The following is a 19,132-nucleotide window of genomic DNA, read 5'->3' as shown; positions in this document are numbered from 1 at the left end:
TCAAAAAATTAAATGATTTTAACATAGAAATCTTGGCCATTGTGGAGGTAAGCAACCTTCATGTTTCTTGTGTTCTGATAATAGTTTACAATGCTTCTGGCAAGCCCTGCATGGCCATTTAAATAAGTTCCTGGGGCAATTTGTTTCCCGGGGTTGTGGAACTCGAAGTAAATTTTTGTATCAGTCGGCATGCTGTCCAAAATTTCAAGGAAGTCTTTGTACGGAATATGCACCCCACGAGTATAGCAGCACTCCCTCTTATACGTATCATGCGCTACAACAATCGGGTTTGTTTCGTTTACAATTCTAATTTGTTCCATAGCATCATCTCCTTAATCCGTTTAAACGGGTTTCATTGTATTATAACAGAAAAAATATTAAATGTCAGAAAATTTAATTAATTTTTTGTAAACATTTTATTTTCTTTACCAATTTTCTCTTTGCATTTCCTCAGCAATTGATTGTAAATCGTACGCATTGATTTCAATTATTTTATAGTTATGCTGCTCCTCGTATTTATGCGCAAGTTTTTTTACATATTTCGGTGAACCTTCATTTTCTTCATCGTATATCAGGAGCATGCCATCTGTATTTTGAATGATGAATTTATCTTTTTCGATAAATTGCCAAGGAGCTTCATAAGGACGTTTTGTCACACTGGTAGTAAAGTCCGCTCTTGCTATGATTGAATGAAATTTTTGCTGCTTGTGTTCATTCCAATTTTTTTCTTGTTCCAAAAAAGGTGTGATGACTGAGTATTTGAGATTAGAATATTCATTCTTTAGTTCGAGTATGACTTCAGCTGCCCAAGTTTCGACCCCTTGCTGTCCACTAATGACAACCCATTCAAGGCCCTCATCCAATAAAACTCTCAGTTCCTGATCCAAAGCTTTTTTAATGACCGCAATTCCCGGGTGCTTTTCATTAAAAATACCAAGTTCATGAGGACGATAGCCTGTTATATAAATTGTTTGCATTTCAAAAGCTCCTCTATCTTTTAGTACCATTCTATAATAAATTCTAAACATTTTTATTAAAAAGAGGTCATTCGAAAAGAATTCGAATAACCTCGGATGCGTTTTCTCTATTGGTATCAATGCAGTTGTATACTTCCTTAAACACTAGGCAAATGCGGATTTGATTTTTTCCAAAGCCCAGTCTATTTCTTCTTTGGTAATGATTAATGGGGGAGCAAGCCGGATGACGTACTCGTGCGTTTCCTTGCATAATAATCCTAAGCCCATTAATCTTTCGCAGTAGGAGCGAGCGGGTTCGGATAATTCAATACCGATAAATAAGCCGCTGCCACGGACATCTTTAATAGAAGGATGGTCAATGGACCGCAACTGCTCTTGGAAGTAGTTTCCCAATTCCAAAGAACGCTCTGCTAAATGTTCTTCTTCCAGTACCTCCAAAGAAGCGATCGATACGGCACAAGCAAGCGGATTGCCCCCGAAAGTTGAACCGTGGGAACCAGGGTTTAGTACACCAAGTATATCATCGTTCGCTACCACGGCAGAAATAGGGAACACGCCTCCGCCTAGTGCCTTACCAAGAATTAATAGATCTGGTGTTGCATCTTCCCATTGGTAAGCAAACATCTTCCCAGTTCGAGCAAGACCTGTTTGAATTTCATCCAGGACCAATAACACGTTATTTTCTTCGCAGATTTCCTTTGCAGCTTTTAAGAAACCTTTTGGCGGCATCACAATACCGGCTTCACCTTGGATTGGTTCAACGATAAAGGCAGCGGTATTTGGAGTGATGGCGTTTTTTAGCGCTTGGGCATCACCGTAGGGAATTAATTTGAACCCTTCCAGCATTGGTCCAAACCCGCGCTGATATGCTTTTTCGGAAGATAGGGAAACAGCCCCGATTGTTCGGCCATGGAAGTTTCCGTTGCAGCCGATAATTTCAGCTTTGTTCTCTTCAACGCCTTTTACGTCGTAGGCCCAGCGGCGAGCAACTTTAATGGCAGATTCAACTGCTTCTGCACCTGTGTTCATTGGCAATACCATATTTTTGCCGGTCATCTGTGCTACCTTTTCGTACCAAGGAGCAAGTTGGTCAGTATGGAATGCACGCGATGTTAACGTTACGCGGTTTGCCTGATCGATTAAGGCCTTAATGATTTTGGGGTGGCGGTGGCCTTGGTTAAGCGCTGAATAGGCTGATAGCATATCCAGATATTTATGGCCTTCAGGATCTTTTACCCAAACTCCTTCAGCTTCGGAAATAACGATTGGCAGTGGATGGTAGTTGCGGGCACCTAATTTTTCCGTTAACTCAATTACACTCGCTGATTTTGTCGCCATTGAAAATCCTCCTTAAAAGGTTATTTGAAAATAGGGGATACATCTGAAATTCTTTAAAAGCCTACATAAGATTATAAGCACAAAACATTACTGGCTTATTAATTGTCTTCAAATGATTGTAAAAAGAATAATAGGAAATTTAGTTTTGTTCTCATATTAATAAAAGCAAATTGCATGCCAACTTTTGATCCTATCTATCTCTGGCTCTTATAAACATTAGGCAGAAAAATTTTGCGCAAAAAAGTTGAAATGGGCTATTTTGCCAAAATATTTTGCGATATGATTAAGAAGAGGTGTTCAAATTGAAAATAAAACCATCCATGCTGCTCCAGTTATATGAAGAAATAATCGAGCGTGTTGGTGTTGGGATACACGCGGTTGACCAAGTCGGAAAGACCATTATCTATAACAAAAAAATGCGCGAAATGGAGGCAATGAATGAAGAAGATGTCCTACATAAGAATGTGCGCGATGTCTTTCGATTTCAAGATAATCAAAGCAGTACGTTATTGCATTCTTTAGAACAAGGCGAAGAAGTTGTCAATGTAAAACAGACTTACTTTAATAATCGTGGTGTTGAAATTACGACGATCAATCAAACATTTCCTTTTAAAATAAATGATGAAATTCATGCAGCCGTCGAGATGGCAACCGATGTCACGAAAATGGAACGGTTAATGCGCAGGAATCACCAGCAAACGAATACGCATTTTACATTTCATCATATTATTGGAAAGAGCGGCGAGCTGCAAGAAGTGATTAATTTAGCAAAACGGGCAACGCGTACCAATTCAAGTGTCTTGATTATTGGCGAAACCGGTACGGGCAAGGAACTTTTTGCACAAAGCATTCATTCGGAAAGCAACAGGGCCAATGCGCCATTTATCTCCCAGAACTGCGCTGCCTTGCCGGATTCTTTAATAGAAGGAATACTATTTGGTACGGCAAAAGGTGCATTTACAGGCGCAATTGACCAGCCGGGATTATTTGAACAAGCTCAGGGAGGCACGCTTTTATTAGATGAATTAAATTCCTTGAATATACCTCTCCAATCAAAATTATTGCGCGTATTGCAAGAAAGAAAGGTACGCAGAGTAGGGGGAACAAAGGAAATTCCGATTGATGTCCGAGTCATCGCAACGATGAATGAAGATCCGATTGATGCAATTGCAAATAACCGCCTGCGGAAAGATTTATATTACCGATTGGCGGTTGTCACGCTCTTTATCCCGCCATTGCGCGATCGGATTTCAGATATTTCAGTATTGCTAGAAAACTTTATAACAAAATATAACGAATTGTTTAAATTGGAAGTGAAGGGAGTTTCAAATGAAGTGCTCCATTTTTTTGAATCCCATCATTGGCCAGGGAATGTAAGAGAGCTGGAGCATGTGATCGAAGCATCATTAAACCTAATCAACCATGAGGAAACGATTGAATTTCATCATCTTCCCTATCAATACCGAAAAAGGGAAACGAAAACATCCAATCCAGCGACGAGGCTTCTACAAGCGGACAGCAATTACAATACGCATTTATCGGATCAGCTTGCGCTATTTGAAAAACGATATATCCAGCACTTTTTGCAAAAAAATAATTACCACATAACGAATACAGCCAAAGAATTGGGCATCAGCCGGCAAAGCTTGCAATATCGGATGAAACGATTAAATATGCAAATTAACTTCATTCAGTAAAAGACTTCCACTTCTATAAGTGTGAGATGAATGCAAAAGGTGAATCAATTTTGTGGGATTCATTTCTAGACTGAATGAAGTTAATTGCCTCCGGCGGATGTCACAGATTTTTAAAGGAGGTTTATCGAGCATTGCTCGATAAAATCTGGACACATATGTTTTGACTGTGACGAAAGCAAAGCGACAGTCACAAATACGCCAAGGCGTATTTGATTTTACATAGAGAAGGAGGTGTGCATAGTGGATATGTCTATGCATTTGCAGCAAAAGCTCGAAGCTAAATTGGTGTTGACGCCTCAGTTAAAGCAATCGCTGGAAGTATTGAAGCTGTCGGTGGAAGAGCTGGAAAGCTATATCCGGGAAGAAGCCAATTCGAATCCGCTTATCGAATTAAAAGAACAGATTACAACAGAGCGTACGATTGACATGGCTCGGCTGCATGATGGTGATTTTGCGCGGGGCAGCATTTCAACAGGTGAAGAACCGTTTGATGTATTCAACCAAATCGCAAGTCCCGAAGTCTCCTTGGAGCAATACTTAATGGAGCAGCTTGCAATGGAAAAAGGCCTGGCACGCAGCGAAAAGGAAGTATTGCTGTATTTTATACGAAGTTTAAATGATTCCGGCTATTTAATATGCGATGTGGAGGAAGTAGCGTTACAGTACGGGTTGGAAGTGGATGATGGGGAGAGGCTGCTTAAAATCCTGCAAAATTTCGAGCCGACGGGCATTGCGGCAAGAAGTTTAAGCGAGTGTTTGCTTATACAGATACAACATCATAAAAATGCACCGCCACTTGCGGCCGAATTTGCCGAAAAGCATTTGGAAGATTTGGCAGACCGGCAATTTCAATTGCTTGCAGACACTTATGAAATTACAACAGAAGAAGTGCAAACCATATTTTCATATATCCAGCAGCTTCATCCTCGTCCTGTAATTGAGATTGAAAATAGGCAAACAGAATATATCATTCCGGATATAATTGTCGAAATATTGAATGGAGAAATGGCTATTAGAATAAATGATGGATTTTTACCCCAGATATCGATTAACACCTATTATGAAGAGTTGCTGAGAATAAACAAGGATGCAGAAGTAAATAACTATTTAAAAACGAAACTTTCCGATGCCTTGTTATTGATGAAAGGGATTGAACAACGGCATGAAACGCTTTACAAAGTAACATCGATTGTATTGCAGCGGCAAAAAGACTTTTTGAAAGATGGAAAAAAAGCCTTGAAACCCTTGCGTTTAAAAGACGTCGCGGAACTTGTGGAACTCCATGAATCCACAATCAGCAGAGCCATCCATGATAAATGCATACAAACGCCAAAAGGCATTTTTCCGCTTAAAGCGTTCTTTGTACGAGGCATCAAAACAGAGAGTGGAGAAGCAGCATCCACCATTTTGATCAAGGAAAAAATTAAGGCGATTATTGAAGGAGAGGATTTACGAAAACCACTGTCAGACCAGAAAATCGCCAATATCTTGATGGCAGAGGGGATTCAAATTGCAAGAAGGACTGTTGCAAAATATCGGGAGGAACTGGGAATCATGCAGTCCACCAAACGATCAAGAAAAAAATAGCACTTCACTCATAAAATTGGGCTGGGTGCTATTTTTGATTTCTAAGCAAATGGCTAAGGTTGCCAATAAAGCCTAAAAGCTTGTAATGGATTTTTGCCATATCTTCTACTGTTTTTCCTTCATAATCATTAAGCCACTCCTGAATAATCCCTAAAATCGCCGACGTTAAAAACGCAAACAAATAGTTGCGGAATTCTTCGTCGTTTCCTTCATACGAAACTTCGGTTAATTGAGCGATTAAAGTATTTCCGAAGATTTGCTTGATTTTCCTCGCAAAGGAAGGGTCCCCCTGGTCACCCAAAAGTACTCTCAACTCATGGGCATAATCGTGGACGAATTGGTAAATTGCCAACAATGGTGGATAGTGCTGTCCCTCATGGATTGCTTTAAATACATCCTTTGGCGCGATCAGCTCAATTCGAGCGTGTAAATCCTTCAGTAATTCCTCTTGTATTTGCTCCATTACATCAAACTTATCGACAAAGTGTAAATAAAATGTCCCTCGATTAATCCCGGCCTGTTCGGCAATTTTTTTCACGGAAACATTTGAAAATCCTATCTCTTCCACCAGTTCAAGAAAAGCTTTTTTAATTTCCTGTTTTGTTTTTTGCGCCATCTTTTCATGGATTTCGGCCATTTCGTCACCTCTCCTTAACAATATTTGTAAAAGTGTTCATTGTAATTGGAAATAGCGTATCCTAAAATGAAATTGAAATCAACAGAGTGTTCATTGAAATTGAATAACGAGAGGGTGAGTGGGTTGCAAAATGCAATTCATATTGAAGAGCTATCAAAATCTTTTAAAAGAAAAAGAGTGATCAAGCCGCTAAGTGTTCAAATAGAAAGCCAAAAAATTTATGGGTTGCTTGGTCCATCAGGCTGCGGGAAAACCACATTAATTAAAATGATCGTCGGCATGATGAAGCCGGATGCAGGAGGAATCACGGTGCTGGGAAAACGTGTGCCCGATGCTTCATTGCTCTCGGAAATCGGGTATATGGCACAATCCGATGCCCTTTATACAGAACTGACAGGGAGGCAAAACCTGGAGTTTTTTGCAAAGCTCTATGGCATGTCCAAGAGCGAGCGGAAAATCCGTATTGACTATGCTGCGGAAATCGTTCAGCTTTCCAATGATCTGGATGTCTCTGTTTTTGCTTATTCAGGTGGAATGAAGCGCAGATTATCCTTGGCGATTGCCTTGATACAAAATCCCAAGATTTTAATATTGGATGAACCGACCGTCGGCATCGATCCCTTGCTGAAGCAATCGATTTGGAAAGAGCTGGAACGGCTCAAAGCGGAAGAAGGGAAAACAATCCTAATTACGACACATGTAATGGATGAAGCAGAACGTTGCGACAAAATCGGGATGCTGCGCGAAGGAGAGATTGTGGCGATTGGAACGCCAATGGAAATAAAAGCCCAATACCATGCTGCATCATTGGATGAGGTGTTTGTAAAAATTGGAGGTGGCCATTGATGCGCACGCTAGCATTGATAAAACGAATCATCCAGCAATTGCGAAAAGATAAACGAACACTCGCATTGCTGTTTGCTGCTCCATTACTCGTTCTAACGCTAATGTATTTTATTTTCGACTCGGAAACAAGCGACTTGAAGCTTGTGGTGACGGGGAGTAATCCTCTCGTTAATGGGGTGCTTGAGGAAAGTGATTTTGACTTGACGCTGAAAGATAAATATTCGAAGGAGAAGATGATGGAAGAAGAAGTTGATGGATGGCTCCACATTCAAGAGGGGGAAATGCATTTAACGCTGCTGAACGCCCAGCCTCAAAGAGCAAAGGCCATGCAAATTATGCTTGCTCAAAGTTTTAATGGAAACGATGTAAAGCAGTCAATGAAAGCAGACTTTGTCTATGGCGATGCAGACACGAATAGCTTTGATGTTTTTAGCCCAATGCTGGTTGGATTTTTTGTCTTCTTTTTCGTATTTTTGATTGCAGGTATTGCCCTTTTAAAAGAACGCACCAGCGGTACATTGGAGCGCCTGCTCGCAACACCGATCAAACGCCATGAAATTGTTGGGGGCTACTTGCTTGGGTACGGATTGTTTGCCTTGATTCAAACCGTCATCGTTGTGCTGTACGCTGTAAAGGTACTCGATATCGTATTGGTTGGATCCATCTGGTTGGTGCTCTTAACAAACATCCTAGTTGCTTTTGTCGCTTTGTCGCTTGGCACGCTGTTATCCAGTTTTGCCTCGTCAGAATTTCAAATGGTGCAATTTATCCCTTTGGTCATTGTGCCCCAGGTGTTTTTCACAGGCATTTTCCCGCTTGACGGGATGGCGGATTGGCTGGTGCAAATCGGCAGAATCATGCCGCTTTATTATGCCTCCGATGCGCTTAATGGCGTCATGTATAAAGGTTATGAAATAAATGATATTGCAATGGATTTATTCGTGCTATTCCTTTTTGCGATAATCTTTATTGCTTTGAATATTATCAGTTTAAAGAAGTACCGCGCTTTTTAGTGCACGTATCGGACCGTGGCTCAAAGCGGGTTTGGAAAGTCCGAACCTGCTTTTTGAGATAAGGAAGACTCCTTTTTAAAGCGAATTTATTGCATCATCACCGAGGTTCTTCTTTTAATCGCTGCTGTGCTCCCAGCAGCTGGTCTTGGATGAATAAATCAATCATGTCGATAATTTCTTCTGGTGTTTGATCCATCTCTCCCAAAAGCCAGCTTTCCACAAGGCTTCCAAGTGAAATGGTGTAAAAGTGCGTCAGAAACGCCATGTATTCCTCCGGTGCCTTTAACTTTTCGCCAAATTCATACACAACACGGCCGAAAATATTGTGAATATCTGCGTAAAAAAACCGTTTCATATGGCCACGGCCCAATGAACGCAAGGCACATAAACAAATTTCTCGATTATCACCCAAATAACGGAAAAGCTGCAATAGCCCTTCCTGCCAAACATGCGTACTTTCATGAACGGCCAAGAGCTGGATCGTCTCTTGCTGAAATGTCCACTTCAATAAGTCATATATATCTTCAAAGTGATAATAGAAAGTTTGCCGGTTGACATTTGCATGTGCAGTCAACTCACGAATCGAAATCTTTTCGAGAGGCTTGATTTTCATTAATTCCTTTAAGGATGATGCAAGCAGCCGTTTTGTTTCATCACTGTGCTTCATTTTTTCAACCCCATCTCATTCCGTTTTTTAAACAATTCAACCCTGATTGTCTATATTTTAACCTTTTTGCCCGTGATAAAGTACAAATAGAATATTTTCGCTTATAAGAACTTTATAGGCTTAGAGAAATATAGAAGAAAGGTGATTCATTTTGAAAAATTTGCTCAATGTGCGCACGGCTTCGTTCGTATTCTGGGTTGCCATATCCGTCCTCATGATTGTCACAATGCCGAATTTGGACACATTGGTGCGTGAAAAAGGACAAGTGGAAATTCCCTCTTATACACAAAGTCAAATAGCATCAAAAATACAGACCGAAATGGCAGATGAGGGAGCAGAAACCTACCAATTTATCGCGGTATTCGCAAGCGGCAATGCCGAAGCATTAACTGAGGCGCAGTTAGAAGAAATCGATCAAGCGATTTCGGCGCTAAACAGTAAGAGCAAGGAGCTCGGCATTACGGAAATGCTGGCTTATTCAGATAGTGAAGAGGCAAAAAAGCAGCTAGTATCCGAAGATGGGACCACGATTTTAACGAGAATCGATGTGGATGCCAACCAAGGAACGGTTGAAGAAGTTGCCCAAACTTTGCGTGCTGCAACAACAGTGGAATCAGTGGATTCTTATTATACGGGGACAGATATCGTGATGGATGATTTCGCAAAATCCTCTCAAGAAGGAATCAAGAAAACGGAAGTAATCGCCATCATTTTTATCTTGGTGGTATTGGTTTTGGTATTCCGTTCACCGGTTGTGCCTTTCATCTCGCTGATCACGGTGGGGGTGTCCTATATCGTATCACTCGGAATTGTCACACAGCTGGTGGATCGTTTTGATTTTCCATTTTCGAACTTTACCCAAGTATTCTTGATTGTCATTTTGTTTGGGATCGGAACGGACTATAATATCCTCCTATACACACGATTTAAAGAGGAACTTGGCAAGGGCGGCCATATTTTAAAAGCCATCACCGAGACCTACCGAACTGCGGGAAAAACAGTGATCTATAGCGGCATTGCCGTATTTATCGGCTTTATGGCCCTCTATTTGGCAGAATTCAAGCTGTATCAAGCAACCTCGGCCGTTGCGATTGGTGTTGCCGTCCTGCTGTTGGTATTGCTGACATTAAACCCATTCTTCATGGCGGTATTCGGCATTAAAATGTTCTGGCCGGCAAAGACCATAAACGGCCATAGTGAAAATAAAATATGGCTCTTCCTATCAAAGCATTCATTCTTCCGGCCAATCGCAGCATTGACTATCATTGCCGTCATTTCAATTCCATTTATGTTGAAATATACAGGTGAGCTAAATTATAACGATTTGGTGGAAATCAGTGATGACTATGAATCGAAACAAGCGATTAATGTAATTGAAGACCATTTCCCGGCAGGCTTCTCTGCACCCACAACGCTTATGGTCAAAGCGGATAAATCCCTTGCAACGCAAATTAGCCTGCAGGATATTGACCAGTTGACGGAAGTGATTTCGAATGTAGATGGCGTTTCAAAAGTGCTTTCCGTTACCCGGCCTGCCGGAGAAAAAATACAGGATTTATATATAGGAGAGCAAACGACTGTTTTAAATGAAGGCCTTGGCTCTGCCGAAGAGGGCTTAGGCACGATTAACGAAGGACTGTCCGATGCCGAAAGCCAGTTAGGGAAGGTAGATAAAAACAGCTTTGACAGTGTACAGCAGCTGATCGACGGCACATCAAGAATGGAACAAGGGGTTGGCCAGCTGGGTGATGCTTTGGATGAAGTGGCGCAAGGCTTTGGAAATGGAGCGGATGGCGCAGCTGAATTAGAGTCGGGCTTAAGCACGCTAAAACAAAGCGTAAGTTCTTTAAACAATGGTGCCGTACAGTTGCAGCAAGGCTATAAAGAACTGGAAAATGGCTTTGGTGCGTTCAGCGAATTTTTCACTACCGTGGAAAATGCAATTGCGGGGAGCATACAAGGCTACAGTGCAATTGAACAATCCATGAATGCACTAATTGAGTCGAACCCAGAGCTGGCAACCGATGCGAATGTCCAAACCGCCCTTGGTACTGCGCAGGCGACCAAGGGCCAACTTTCACAGTTAGCAGTGAAATTGCAAGAGCTGACACCGCAATACCAGGTGGCCGTCAATTCATTAAAAGATGCTAATGCTGCCTTTGCTCAAATAACAAACGGCTTGCAGCAGCTTGAAGATGGAACAGGCAAATTGCAAGCAGGGGCAAGTACATTGGCATCCGGCCTCCAATCGGGTGAAGAAGGCGTCAACACAATCAGTTCCAAAACGTCTGAGCTTGAGTCGGGGCTGGCTACTGTCAATGATGGGCAAATGCAATTGCAAGAAGGCTTGACCGAACTTCAAGATAAAATGACAACATTGCAGGATGGGTTGGCGCAAAGTACGGATGGACTGACTGAAATCAGTGATGGTCTAGTGGAAGCGCAAGATTATCTTGGAGATGTGAGCAGTTCAGATTCCAATAGCGTCTTCTATATTCCACAACAAGTACTAGATAGTGGAGACTTTGAAGAAAGTCTGAATACGTACATGTCAGAAGATCGTACAATGACGAGCATGACGATTATTTTGGATGTGAATCCATATTCTAAAGAAGCCATGTCTATTATAAAAGAGATCGATGATAGAATGCAGGCGGCAGCGAAAAGCTCGAGTCTTGCAGACGCAAAACTTGCACTGGGCGGCAAATCGGCAGCCAATGTGGACTTGCAGCAAATTTCAAGTGATGACTTTTCGCGTACAATCGTTATTATGATGCTCGGCATTGCAATTGTGCTGGTGCTTATTACGCGCTCCATCTGGCAGCCGATCGTTATTATTGCGTCTCTTATTTTAGCTTACTATACGTCCCTCGGTTTAGCCGAGCTGCTAAGTACGTCGTTGCTGGATCAAAGCATATTAAGCTGGAATGTGCCGTTCTTTAGTTTTATTATGATTGTTACGCTGGGTGTGGATTATAGTATTTTCTTAATGATGCGTTATCATGAAGTGAAAGACCAAGGAAGTGTTGGCATTATTGATGCTTCGAAGCATATAGGCGGCGTTGTGCTATCTGCAGCTTTAATCCTTGGCGGTACATTTGCAGCCTTGATTCCTTCTGGTATCGTCACATTAATGCAAGTAGCCATTTTGGTGATAATCGGTTTGGTGCTGCTAAGCTTTATGATGCTGCCAATGTTCATGCCGGCAGTGATGGGATTGACGGAAAAATTGAAAAATAGATTTGTGAAGAAAACAGAATAAGAAAAAGAATGGCTCCATACGAGTGTTACTCTTGGAGCCATTCTTTTTTTGTAGATATTTATGGCAGAAAAAGGATGCCTATTAGTTCCGAGCTAATAGGCATCAAAATGGGTGTAATTAATAGGGGTGGGGGAGAAAAAATATGCCTCATTTGAATGAGATTCAAACTTAGTAAGAGGCGTATTTGCAAGAAGGAATGGGGCCTGATAGATAACCATTTGCCATTTCCTTCTTGCACCATCATATTCAGATGATAGAAGTTATGAATGGACATTTAGCCATGCAATTTAAATTTGTATGGAAATTTACTAGAAATTCGCAAGAAAAGAGCGGTAAATCCGACTCTTTTTTAATTTGACGTTTCGCTCACTTTCAGGCGGGACTTGCGGTCGCTGTATCCTTTTCCTATCAACAATGTCGTCAAAGCTGCTGCAACGCTTACTCCGGCAAAAGTGAGAGGCGCCTTGAAACTATTAAAATAAAACTCAAACCAACTAGCCATTAAAGGCCCGATAATTTGGCCAAGTGCATAAACAGTGGTTAAAGCGGAAACCACAACGCCGCTTTGCTGCGGATATAATTCCCGTGCATAGGCAGTCGATAGAGCGACGATGCCCACAAAAGTAAAGCCAAATAAAAAAGCTGACAGCAGGACGTTCCATGCGGTTTGTGTGAAAACAGGAAGCAGAATGCCGATAATTTGCAAGATATATGCAAAAGAGAGAACTTTCACAGTCGAAAATCTTGAAATAAGCAACATCCAAATCGGTGCAGCAGGAGCGGCGGCAATTCCGGCAATCACCCAGCTGAAACTGGCGAACGGTCTTAAACTTTCAATATTATAAATAATATCTACCAAAAACGTCCCCGTAATAATATAGCCAAGCCCCTCCAAGCCATAAGCAACGATTAGCCAGGGCATAAAACCCTGCCAGATGTTTGTATCTTTTGACCTTTCAACCTTATTGCCATTTTGGATGGAAACCTTTCGCCAAAGATAGAATGTGATTGATAGAAAGAGAGCAGATATAATGCCAAGGATAATCCAAGCCCCTTCCCATGCAAACGATGGTTCAACAAAGGGAACGAGCAATCCGGAAATGGCAATGCCAAGACCGATTCCGGAGAATAAAAAGCCCGAAAAACGTGTCAACAGGTGAGAAGCCAAATAATCCATTACAATACTGGAAGTTAATACGAAAATAAAACCGCTTGTAGCACCTGCGATAAAACGAAGAATAATCCAGAGCCAAAATGAGTGCGTTACGCCCATGAAGAAAACAGAAAGTACATTGAATAGTACATTAATCAGTAAAAAGCTCTTTTTATTGCGATAAATAAACCCGGCCCCAAGAGCACCAACAAAATACCCAACATAGTTGCTGGAAGCAAGATAGCCGCCTTCATCAAAAGAAAGTCCTTCATCAAGCCGCATGAACGGCAAAATAGGAGTAAATGCAAATCGGCTGATGCCCATCGCCACCACCAACATCAATACCCCGCCAAACAAGACACCTATATGCTGTCTAGACAAGATCCCATCCCCTTAAAAGTCAATTGAGCCAAGATTCAAAAAATTTTAATCTAATTGTATCATGTTAGATTTTGGAAGGAAAGCAGCGTAAGATGAAAGGTTTTTATAGATATATAGCTGGGTGTAATTATTGATACAAACGGGAATATTTTAGGATGGAAGTTGAATTAGCAGCAAATTTCAACATAAAGCATAAAAAATAGTAAGGAGAGATAATGAAATGAATCGTTTTGAAGATAAAGTTGTCATTATTACAGGAGCAGGGTCAGGTTTGGGACAAGCAGCGGCTCTGCAAATCGCAAAAGAAGGGGCTCGAATAACATTAGTCGATTTAAATGAAACAGGATTGGAAGACACAAAATCTAAAATCCTGGAAGTAGCCCCCAATGCGGAAACGCTTCTAATTACAGCAAACGTGGCAGACGAGAATGCAGTTCAAAATTATGTGAACAAGACGGTGGAAACGTTTGGGAAAATCGATGGTTTCTTCAACAATGCGGGTATCGAAGGCAAACAAAATTTAACCGAAGACTTTGGAAGCGATGAATTCGATAAAGTACTAAGCGTCAATTTAAAAGGTGTATTCTATGGGATGAAATATGTGTTGAAGGTCATGAAAGAACAAGGCTCGGGTTCAATTGTCAACACAGCTTCCGTGGGTGGTATCCGAGGAGTAGGAAATCAATCGGGCTATGCGGCGAGTAAACATGGTGTTGTCGGTTTAACTCGCAACTCGGCAATCGAGTATGGCCAATTCGGGATTTCGATTAAAGCCATTGCACCAGGTGCGATCATGACGCCAATGGTAGAAGGTTCATTAAAACAAATGGATCCGGTAAACTGGGAAGAAGTAGGAAAGGCCTTTGTTGAGCCAAACCCTATGAAACGTTTTGGTAAACCGGAAGAAGTCGGCTACTTGGTGGCATTCTTGCTTTCCTACCAAGCCGATTTCATAAACGCAGCCGTTGTACCTATTGATGGCGGGCAATCTTATAAATATTAATGAAAGAACTTGATCAATCCCATTCCTGTTTTAGGAGTGGGATTATTTTTATTGATCGAAATGTTACTATAATAGATATACTATTTAGAAAAGAGGATGTCAGATGAAAATCAAGGAAGTGACCATCCATCATTTGAAAATGCGATTAAAAAATCCATTCTCTACTAGCTTTGGAACAATTGACAATAAAGAGTTTCTATTATTGGAAGCAAAGGATGAGCAAGGCACAGTAGGCTGGGGGGAATCGGTTGCCTTTGAGGCGCCTTGGTATACGGAAGAAACGATGAAAACAACCTGGCATATGCTGGAGGACTTTTTAATTCCGTTGGTGATCAACAAAGAACTTCAGCATCCAGACGAACTGGGGGAACTGTTTAAAGGAATCCGAAAAAATTATATGGCGAAATCCGCAATTGAAGGGGCCCTTTGGGATATTTACGCCCAACAGACAAACCAATCATTAGCCGAGGCGCTAGGCGGCAAAAAGGACAAAATCGAAGTTGGAATCAGTATCGGAATCCAAAAAACAATGGAAAAACAAATCGAAGTAGTCAATCAGGCCATTAAAGACGGCTATAAACGCATTAAACTAAAAATAAAGCCAGGCTGGGACTTTAATGTATTGCGTACTTTGAGAGAGCACTTTCCGGAAGTGCCCATGATGGCCGATGCCAATTCGGCTTATACTTTGGAAGATGTGGCCCTTCTTCAACAGCTGGATGAATTTAATTTAATGATGATTGAACAACCATTGGCCTATGATGATTTGATTGATCATGCCACTCTCCAGAAACAGCTGAAAACACCCATTTGTTTGGATGAAAGCATTTGTTCATTGGAAGATGCAAAAAAAGCCATCGAGCTGGGAAGCTGCGGTGTGATCAACATCAAAATTGGACGTGTGGGAGGTATTTCGGAAGCAGTCAAGATCCATGATTATTGCGCGGAAAAAGGCATTCCGGTTTGGTGCGGCGGCATGCTTGAAGCAGGCATCGGCCGAGCGCATAATATAGCACTCACATCGCTATCCAATTTTGTCATGCCCGGTGATACGGCAGGATCCAGCCATTATTGGGAACAAGATATCATCGAGCCTGAAGTGGTGGTGGAAGATGGATATATTAAGGTACCGAAGGAAGTTGGAATCGGTTATCAACCGAATTTGGAAGCCATTAAAAAATATACGGTCGAAAGCAAGGTCTATCGTTGATTGGGATCCCGGGAGTGAATCTTTGTGTTTGCTTTCGGGATTTTTATTAGGAGTTTATATATAGTGTACCCATCGCTTTTTGCCAAGCTTAGTAAAACTGTTTTGCAGTACACGCCGAACCGTAAATTTACTTCCTATCTGACACCAATCAACCATTTTTTTAGTTGTTAGCGGCTCTTTTGGAAATAAAAATTGAAATTCTTTTGCATTTCTTTCGATTGCCAGTTCGACTTGCTCAGCGTACCTATATTCCTTGCAAATGCATTTATATCCTTTAATGATAGTTGAAAACGAATAACAGGCAGCACAAGGAATTCCCTTGCGCAATTGTATGTAGTCATACTGAGGGATTTGTTGATAAGGGTTTTCCTTTATGTGGAAATTTATTAATTTTTCAGCTAAGCTTTTATACTGTTGTGTAAGATTCTGGTGGGTCGAATTAAGTTGAATTCGTAATTGATTGAGTTGAGGTTGAAAGATAAAAGGTTTATCTAAAGGAGCTTGATACAAAATAAAGTCAGGATTAATAAAAACTATTGAAGCATGTACAGGTATAGAAACTTTAAGATGCAGCAAAAATTGCCGAAGCAGGGATTGTGTCCGCTCCAATTGAATAAATGGATTCGAAATTTCCGTCCCATCTTTTTGAAACAAACGATTGTTTTCATAGTAATAGTTGCCGGCGTAATTTTTGATTTCATATATATGAATGACATGATTCATGATAATCAAAGAATCAATCTGGAATGTTTGGTTATTCACTTTAAGTAGTAAATCATTTAGTATGAGGCAATCTAGCTTGAGATTTTCGGTAAACTCATCAAAACGAAGCTCTCCTTCATACCCCTTTTTTAAATTATCATACAACTTTTGGTCAGTTTTGGACAAAATCATCCGTCGATGGAGAGTCTTTAAGAGAACCAATTGATAGGGCTCAACTCTCTTCTTATATATCATTCGCTTCATCCTTTCATGTATCGGTAAATTCATTGTAATAAAATTAGTGGGAAAAATTAACTCATTCTCTTAAAAATTAATTTTCGGTTACTCTTATAAAAAACTTGCTTTTTTAAGACAACCAATAGAGGGTTGATGCTAAGTTTAAAGGCAGCGCGGGGAAGATGGATTCTAAAGCTAAGATTACAGCTAGCTTAAGGGAAAGTACTCGATTAGAGATTCGTCTAAAGAAGTGTTTAAAGCTAATTTGAGGGAAAACGTCCGATTAAAGATGGTGTAAAGAAGTGTTAGAAGCTGAATCAAGGGAAAACGCTCAATTAGAGATAGTGTAAAGAAGTGTTTGCAGCTCGTCGAAGAAAACCACTCAATTACAACAACCTCCATCCCCAAATTAACTAACATTTTCCCCCACCAACACGCGTATGTATATAAAAGGTATGTCCAAATAGATAGAAATGATAATTGCCAGTTGGAAATGAGGGAATGGGTGAAAAAAAGTTTTCAAATTGGTGGCGCGTTTGTTGGATTGGTTGTGGGGGGAGGCTTTGCATCCGGCCAGGAAATTATGCAGTTTTTCACGGGTTTCGGCATTTATGGGGTGTTGGGGGCAATGGTTGCCCTGATCGGGTTTTCCTTTTTGGGGATGAATATTGCACAGCTGGGATATGAACTGCAAACCGCTTCTCACAAAGAAGTGGTTTACCATATAGCTGGACGTCCTTTTGGTGCAATCCTGGATGTCCTGATTACTTTTTTCTTGTTTGCAGTGACAGTGGCCATGTTTGCTGGGGCGGCAGCAGCATTTCATCAGTTGTTTAACATTGATCCGGTTGTCGGCAGCTTGGTAATGGCTGTACTTACAGTATTAACACTGATGTTGAATGTAAATAGCATCATTCAACTCATTGGGGTAGCTACTCCATTTTTATTGGCCATCATGGTTGCAATCGCCCTTTATTCGATATTCACGATGGATCACACCATTTCAGAGCAAAATTACTTATCGCAGCATCAGCGGGTAGCGGCGCCGAATTGGCTGCTTGGTGCATCACTTTATGTTTCTTATAACATCGCTACATGCGTAGGAATGTTGACGGTTATTGGAAGCAGCGCCACAAGCCGAAAAGTAGCCGGATTTGGCGGAGTAATCGGTGGCGTATTGTTGGGGATTTTAATTCTATTGATTAATGTCGCCATGTTCGCCAAAATGGATATTGTTATGGGCATGGACATGCCTATACTGGAAATTGCCAAAAATATGCATCCCATTATCGGGATCGTTATGGCGATAGCGTTATTGGGAATGATCTACAGTACGGCAGTAGGGTTGCTTTTTTCTTTTGTTGCCCGTTTTGTATCCCCCAAAGGGCCATTTTATAGACCCTTGGTAATCATGTTTGGTGCATTAGCGTTTATGTGCAGTTTTGTAGGGTTCACCACGTTGGTGGGGAAAGTATACGCGCTAATGGGCTATTTGGGATTTTTCATTATCATCGCTATTGTTTGGTCTTGGCTAAAGAAACGTTAAACTCCCAATACGGGGGTTTTTTTAGTTGGTACTTTTCCTTGTAGCCTGACATTTAATAAGAAAAAATAGGCTGAGGAGAATAATCATGAATCATTTTTACTGGAACAGGGTATCGGTCGCACCTAATGTTTCCGGTCAATCTATTGTTGCCAGTAAAATCGGGGATGTTACCGGGGATGGCTTTCCGGATTGGATTTTCTTAACGGGAACAAAACAACCCGACAGTCCTTATATCACCAATATTCAACTTGTTGTAAAAAATGGCCGAACACTTCAATTTCAACCTTTCCCGCTTTCGGAAAACGCAGGATATGATCCGAAAATCTGGTTAGGGGATTTAACGGGAAATGGAATAAAAGATATTTTAATCACCATTGATTCGGGTGGGAGCGGAGCCATTTTATTTGCATATGTTTATTCGTATATCAGCAACAGATTGATGAAAATTTTCGACTCCATCCAGTTTAATGAACAGCATCCTTTTGAGGTACACTATGCAAATCAATATAAAGTAACTATTTTAAGCCGTAATCCCGCAAAAAAATATATACTCGATATTCAAGATAAAGGCAAGGATTATTTAAATGAAATCTACAACCCGGATGGAACACTCAAACAGCCAATCGAGGGATGGGTGGATCCAATCAGCGCTCTTTACCCGATTCCTTTTGCGCGAAACGGCCAATATGATTTACTAGCCATGCAGCAAATTGCCGGAAGATATCATGCAGATAGCCTGGGTATTGTTGAAAATCTTTTGGCCTTTGATGGTCTTCAATTTTCTATTGTGCGCCAAATGGTTGCAATTTACGGAGAAGAATTAAAATAAAATCCAAAAGTTTAATGTATAACCTTCCTGAAACGACACATTCTAAT

General features: G+C 41.0%; 16 protein-coding genes. 9 read left to right on the top strand and 7 right to left on the bottom strand.

Going from position 1 to position 19,132, the window contains the following annotated elements; genetic code table 11:
- Window positions 1–8 precede the first annotated feature (8 nt).
- The 3 genes from D1B33_RS16405 to D1B33_RS16395 form a co-directional block, all read right to left on the bottom strand.
- Window positions 9–320, bottom strand: a complete 312-nt coding sequence (locus tag D1B33_RS16405; RefSeq protein ID WP_118877488.1) for a hypothetical protein — start codon at window positions 318–320, stop codon at window positions 9–11.
- A gap of 105 nt (window positions 321–425) precedes the next feature.
- The gene (locus D1B33_RS16400; protein ID WP_118877487.1) at window positions 426–977 is read right to left on the bottom strand and encodes an SLOG family protein; all 552 of its coding nucleotides are present in this window, start codon (window positions 975–977) and stop codon (window positions 426–428) included.
- A gap of 144 nt (window positions 978–1,121) precedes the next feature.
- A complete protein-coding gene (locus tag D1B33_RS16395; protein ID WP_118877486.1) occupies window positions 1,122–2,315 on the bottom strand; it encodes an ornithine--oxo-acid transaminase in 1,194 nt (397 codons plus the stop codon).
- A gap of 320 nt (window positions 2,316–2,635) precedes the next feature.
- Here D1B33_RS16395 and D1B33_RS16390 point away from each other — a divergent pair, with 320 nt between their 5' ends.
- Together D1B33_RS16390 and rpoN are read left to right on the top strand one after the other, a co-directional pair.
- The gene (locus D1B33_RS16390) at window positions 2,636–4,012 is read left to right on the top strand and encodes a sigma-54 interaction domain-containing protein (RefSeq protein WP_118877537.1); all 1,377 of its coding nucleotides are present in this window, start codon (window positions 2,636–2,638) and stop codon (window positions 4,010–4,012) included.
- A gap of 246 nt (window positions 4,013–4,258) precedes the next feature.
- A complete protein-coding gene (gene rpoN / locus D1B33_RS16385; RefSeq protein ID WP_233549516.1) occupies window positions 4,259–5,599 on the top strand; it encodes an RNA polymerase factor sigma-54 in 1,341 nt (446 codons plus the stop codon).
- Window positions 5,600–5,627: 28 nt separating this feature from the next.
- Here rpoN and D1B33_RS16380 read toward each other — a convergent pair whose 3' ends face one another.
- Entirely contained in the window at window positions 5,628–6,236 is a 609-nt protein-coding gene (locus D1B33_RS16380; RefSeq protein ID WP_118877484.1) for a TetR/AcrR family transcriptional regulator, read from the bottom strand.
- A gap of 123 nt (window positions 6,237–6,359) precedes the next feature.
- Here D1B33_RS16380 and D1B33_RS16375 point away from each other — a divergent pair, with 123 nt between their 5' ends.
- Both D1B33_RS16375 and D1B33_RS16370 read left to right on the top strand, forming a co-directional pair.
- Window positions 6,360–7,082, top strand: a complete 723-nt coding sequence (locus tag D1B33_RS16375) for an ABC transporter ATP-binding protein (protein WP_199677438.1) — start codon at window positions 6,360–6,362, stop codon at window positions 7,080–7,082.
- Complete coding sequence (locus D1B33_RS16370) at window positions 7,082–8,095, top strand: ABC transporter permease (RefSeq protein ID WP_118877483.1); 1,014 nt, start codon at window positions 7,082–7,084, stop codon at window positions 8,093–8,095. The genes D1B33_RS16375 and D1B33_RS16370 overlap by 1 nt, the downstream gene beginning before the upstream one ends.
- Window positions 8,096–8,192: 97 nt before the next feature.
- Here D1B33_RS16370 and D1B33_RS16365 read toward each other — a convergent pair whose 3' ends face one another.
- Window positions 8,193–8,762: a TetR/AcrR family transcriptional regulator gene (locus tag D1B33_RS16365; protein ID WP_118877482.1), complete on the bottom strand. Its 570-nt coding sequence runs from the start codon at window positions 8,760–8,762 to the stop codon at window positions 8,193–8,195.
- Between the two features lie 151 nt (window positions 8,763–8,913).
- On the opposite strand from D1B33_RS16365, the gene D1B33_RS16360 reads away from it, so the two are divergent.
- On the top strand, window positions 8,914–12,024 hold the full coding sequence (locus tag D1B33_RS16360) for an MMPL family transporter (RefSeq protein ID WP_118877481.1): 3,111 nt from the start codon (window positions 8,914–8,916) through the stop codon (window positions 12,022–12,024).
- Window positions 12,025–12,373: 349 nt separating this feature from the next.
- Here D1B33_RS16360 and D1B33_RS16355 read toward each other — a convergent pair whose 3' ends face one another.
- Window positions 12,374–13,558, bottom strand: a complete 1,185-nt coding sequence (locus D1B33_RS16355; RefSeq protein ID WP_118877480.1) for a YbfB/YjiJ family MFS transporter — start codon at window positions 13,556–13,558, stop codon at window positions 12,374–12,376.
- A 220-nt stretch (window positions 13,559–13,778) separates the two neighbouring features.
- On the opposite strand from D1B33_RS16355, the gene D1B33_RS16350 reads away from it, so the two are divergent.
- The gene (locus tag D1B33_RS16350; protein ID WP_118877479.1) at window positions 13,779–14,561 is read left to right on the top strand and encodes an SDR family oxidoreductase; all 783 of its coding nucleotides are present in this window, start codon (window positions 13,779–13,781) and stop codon (window positions 14,559–14,561) included.
- A gap of 103 nt (window positions 14,562–14,664) precedes the next feature.
- Window positions 14,665–15,771, top strand: a complete 1,107-nt coding sequence (gene menC, locus D1B33_RS16345) for an o-succinylbenzoate synthase (protein ID WP_118877478.1) — start codon at window positions 14,665–14,667, stop codon at window positions 15,769–15,771.
- Between the two features lie 54 nt (window positions 15,772–15,825).
- Here the strand turns inward: menC and D1B33_RS16340 are convergent, their stop codons facing one another.
- A complete protein-coding gene (locus D1B33_RS16340) occupies window positions 15,826–16,728 on the bottom strand; it encodes a nuclease-related domain-containing protein (protein WP_118877477.1) in 903 nt (300 codons plus the stop codon).
- Between the two features lie 487 nt (window positions 16,729–17,215).
- Between D1B33_RS16340 and D1B33_RS16335 the strand changes: the two genes are divergently transcribed.
- The gene (locus tag D1B33_RS16335; protein ID WP_118877476.1) at window positions 17,216–18,256 is read left to right on the top strand and encodes a YkvI family membrane protein; all 1,041 of its coding nucleotides are present in this window, start codon (window positions 17,216–17,218) and stop codon (window positions 18,254–18,256) included.
- An 85-nt stretch (window positions 18,257–18,341) separates the two neighbouring features.
- Window positions 18,342–19,085 (top strand): hypothetical protein, encoded by a 744-nt coding sequence (locus D1B33_RS16330; protein ID WP_118877475.1) that lies wholly within the window; start codon window positions 18,342–18,344, stop codon window positions 19,083–19,085.
- Window positions 19,086–19,132 lie beyond the last annotated feature (47 nt).

The sequence above is a fragment of the Ureibacillus yapensis genome, assembly GCF_003515775.1.
GTDB lineage: Bacteria > Bacillota > Bacilli > Bacillales_A > Planococcaceae > Ureibacillus > Ureibacillus yapensis.
The sequence above is the reverse complement of the archived record's forward strand: the minus strand, read 5'-3'. Positions and strand labels throughout refer to the sequence as shown.

Coding starts and splice junctions, on each gene's coding strand:
- D1B33_RS16405 (WP_118877488.1), bottom strand. CDS start 320: ATGGAACAAATTAGAATTGTAAACGAAACAAACCCGATTGTTGTAGCG.
- D1B33_RS16400 (WP_118877487.1), bottom strand. CDS start 977: ATGCAAACAATTTATATAACAGGCTATCGTCCTCATGAACTTGGTATT.
- D1B33_RS16395 (WP_118877486.1), bottom strand. CDS start 2,315: ATGGCGACAAAATCAGCGAGTGTAATTGAGTTAACGGAAAAATTAGGT.
- D1B33_RS16390 (WP_118877537.1), top strand. CDS start 2,636: ATGCTGCTCCAGTTATATGAAGAAATAATCGAGCGTGTTGGTGTTGGG.
- rpoN (WP_233549516.1), top strand. CDS start 4,259: ATGTCTATGCATTTGCAGCAAAAGCTCGAAGCTAAATTGGTGTTGACG.
- D1B33_RS16380 (WP_118877484.1), bottom strand. CDS start 6,236: ATGGCCGAAATCCATGAAAAGATGGCGCAAAAAACAAAACAGGAAATT.
- D1B33_RS16370 (WP_118877483.1), top strand. CDS start 7,082: ATGCGCACGCTAGCATTGATAAAACGAATCATCCAGCAATTGCGAAAA.
- D1B33_RS16365 (WP_118877482.1), bottom strand. CDS start 8,762: ATGAAGCACAGTGATGAAACAAAACGGCTGCTTGCATCATCCTTAAAG.
- D1B33_RS16350 (WP_118877479.1), top strand. CDS start 13,779: ATGAATCGTTTTGAAGATAAAGTTGTCATTATTACAGGAGCAGGGTCA.
- menC (WP_118877478.1), top strand. CDS start 14,665: ATGAAAATCAAGGAAGTGACCATCCATCATTTGAAAATGCGATTAAAA.
- D1B33_RS16340 (WP_118877477.1), bottom strand. CDS start 16,728: ATGATATATAAGAAGAGAGTTGAGCCCTATCAATTGGTTCTCTTAAAG.
- D1B33_RS16330 (WP_118877475.1), top strand. CDS start 18,342: ATGAATCATTTTTACTGGAACAGGGTATCGGTCGCACCTAATGTTTCC.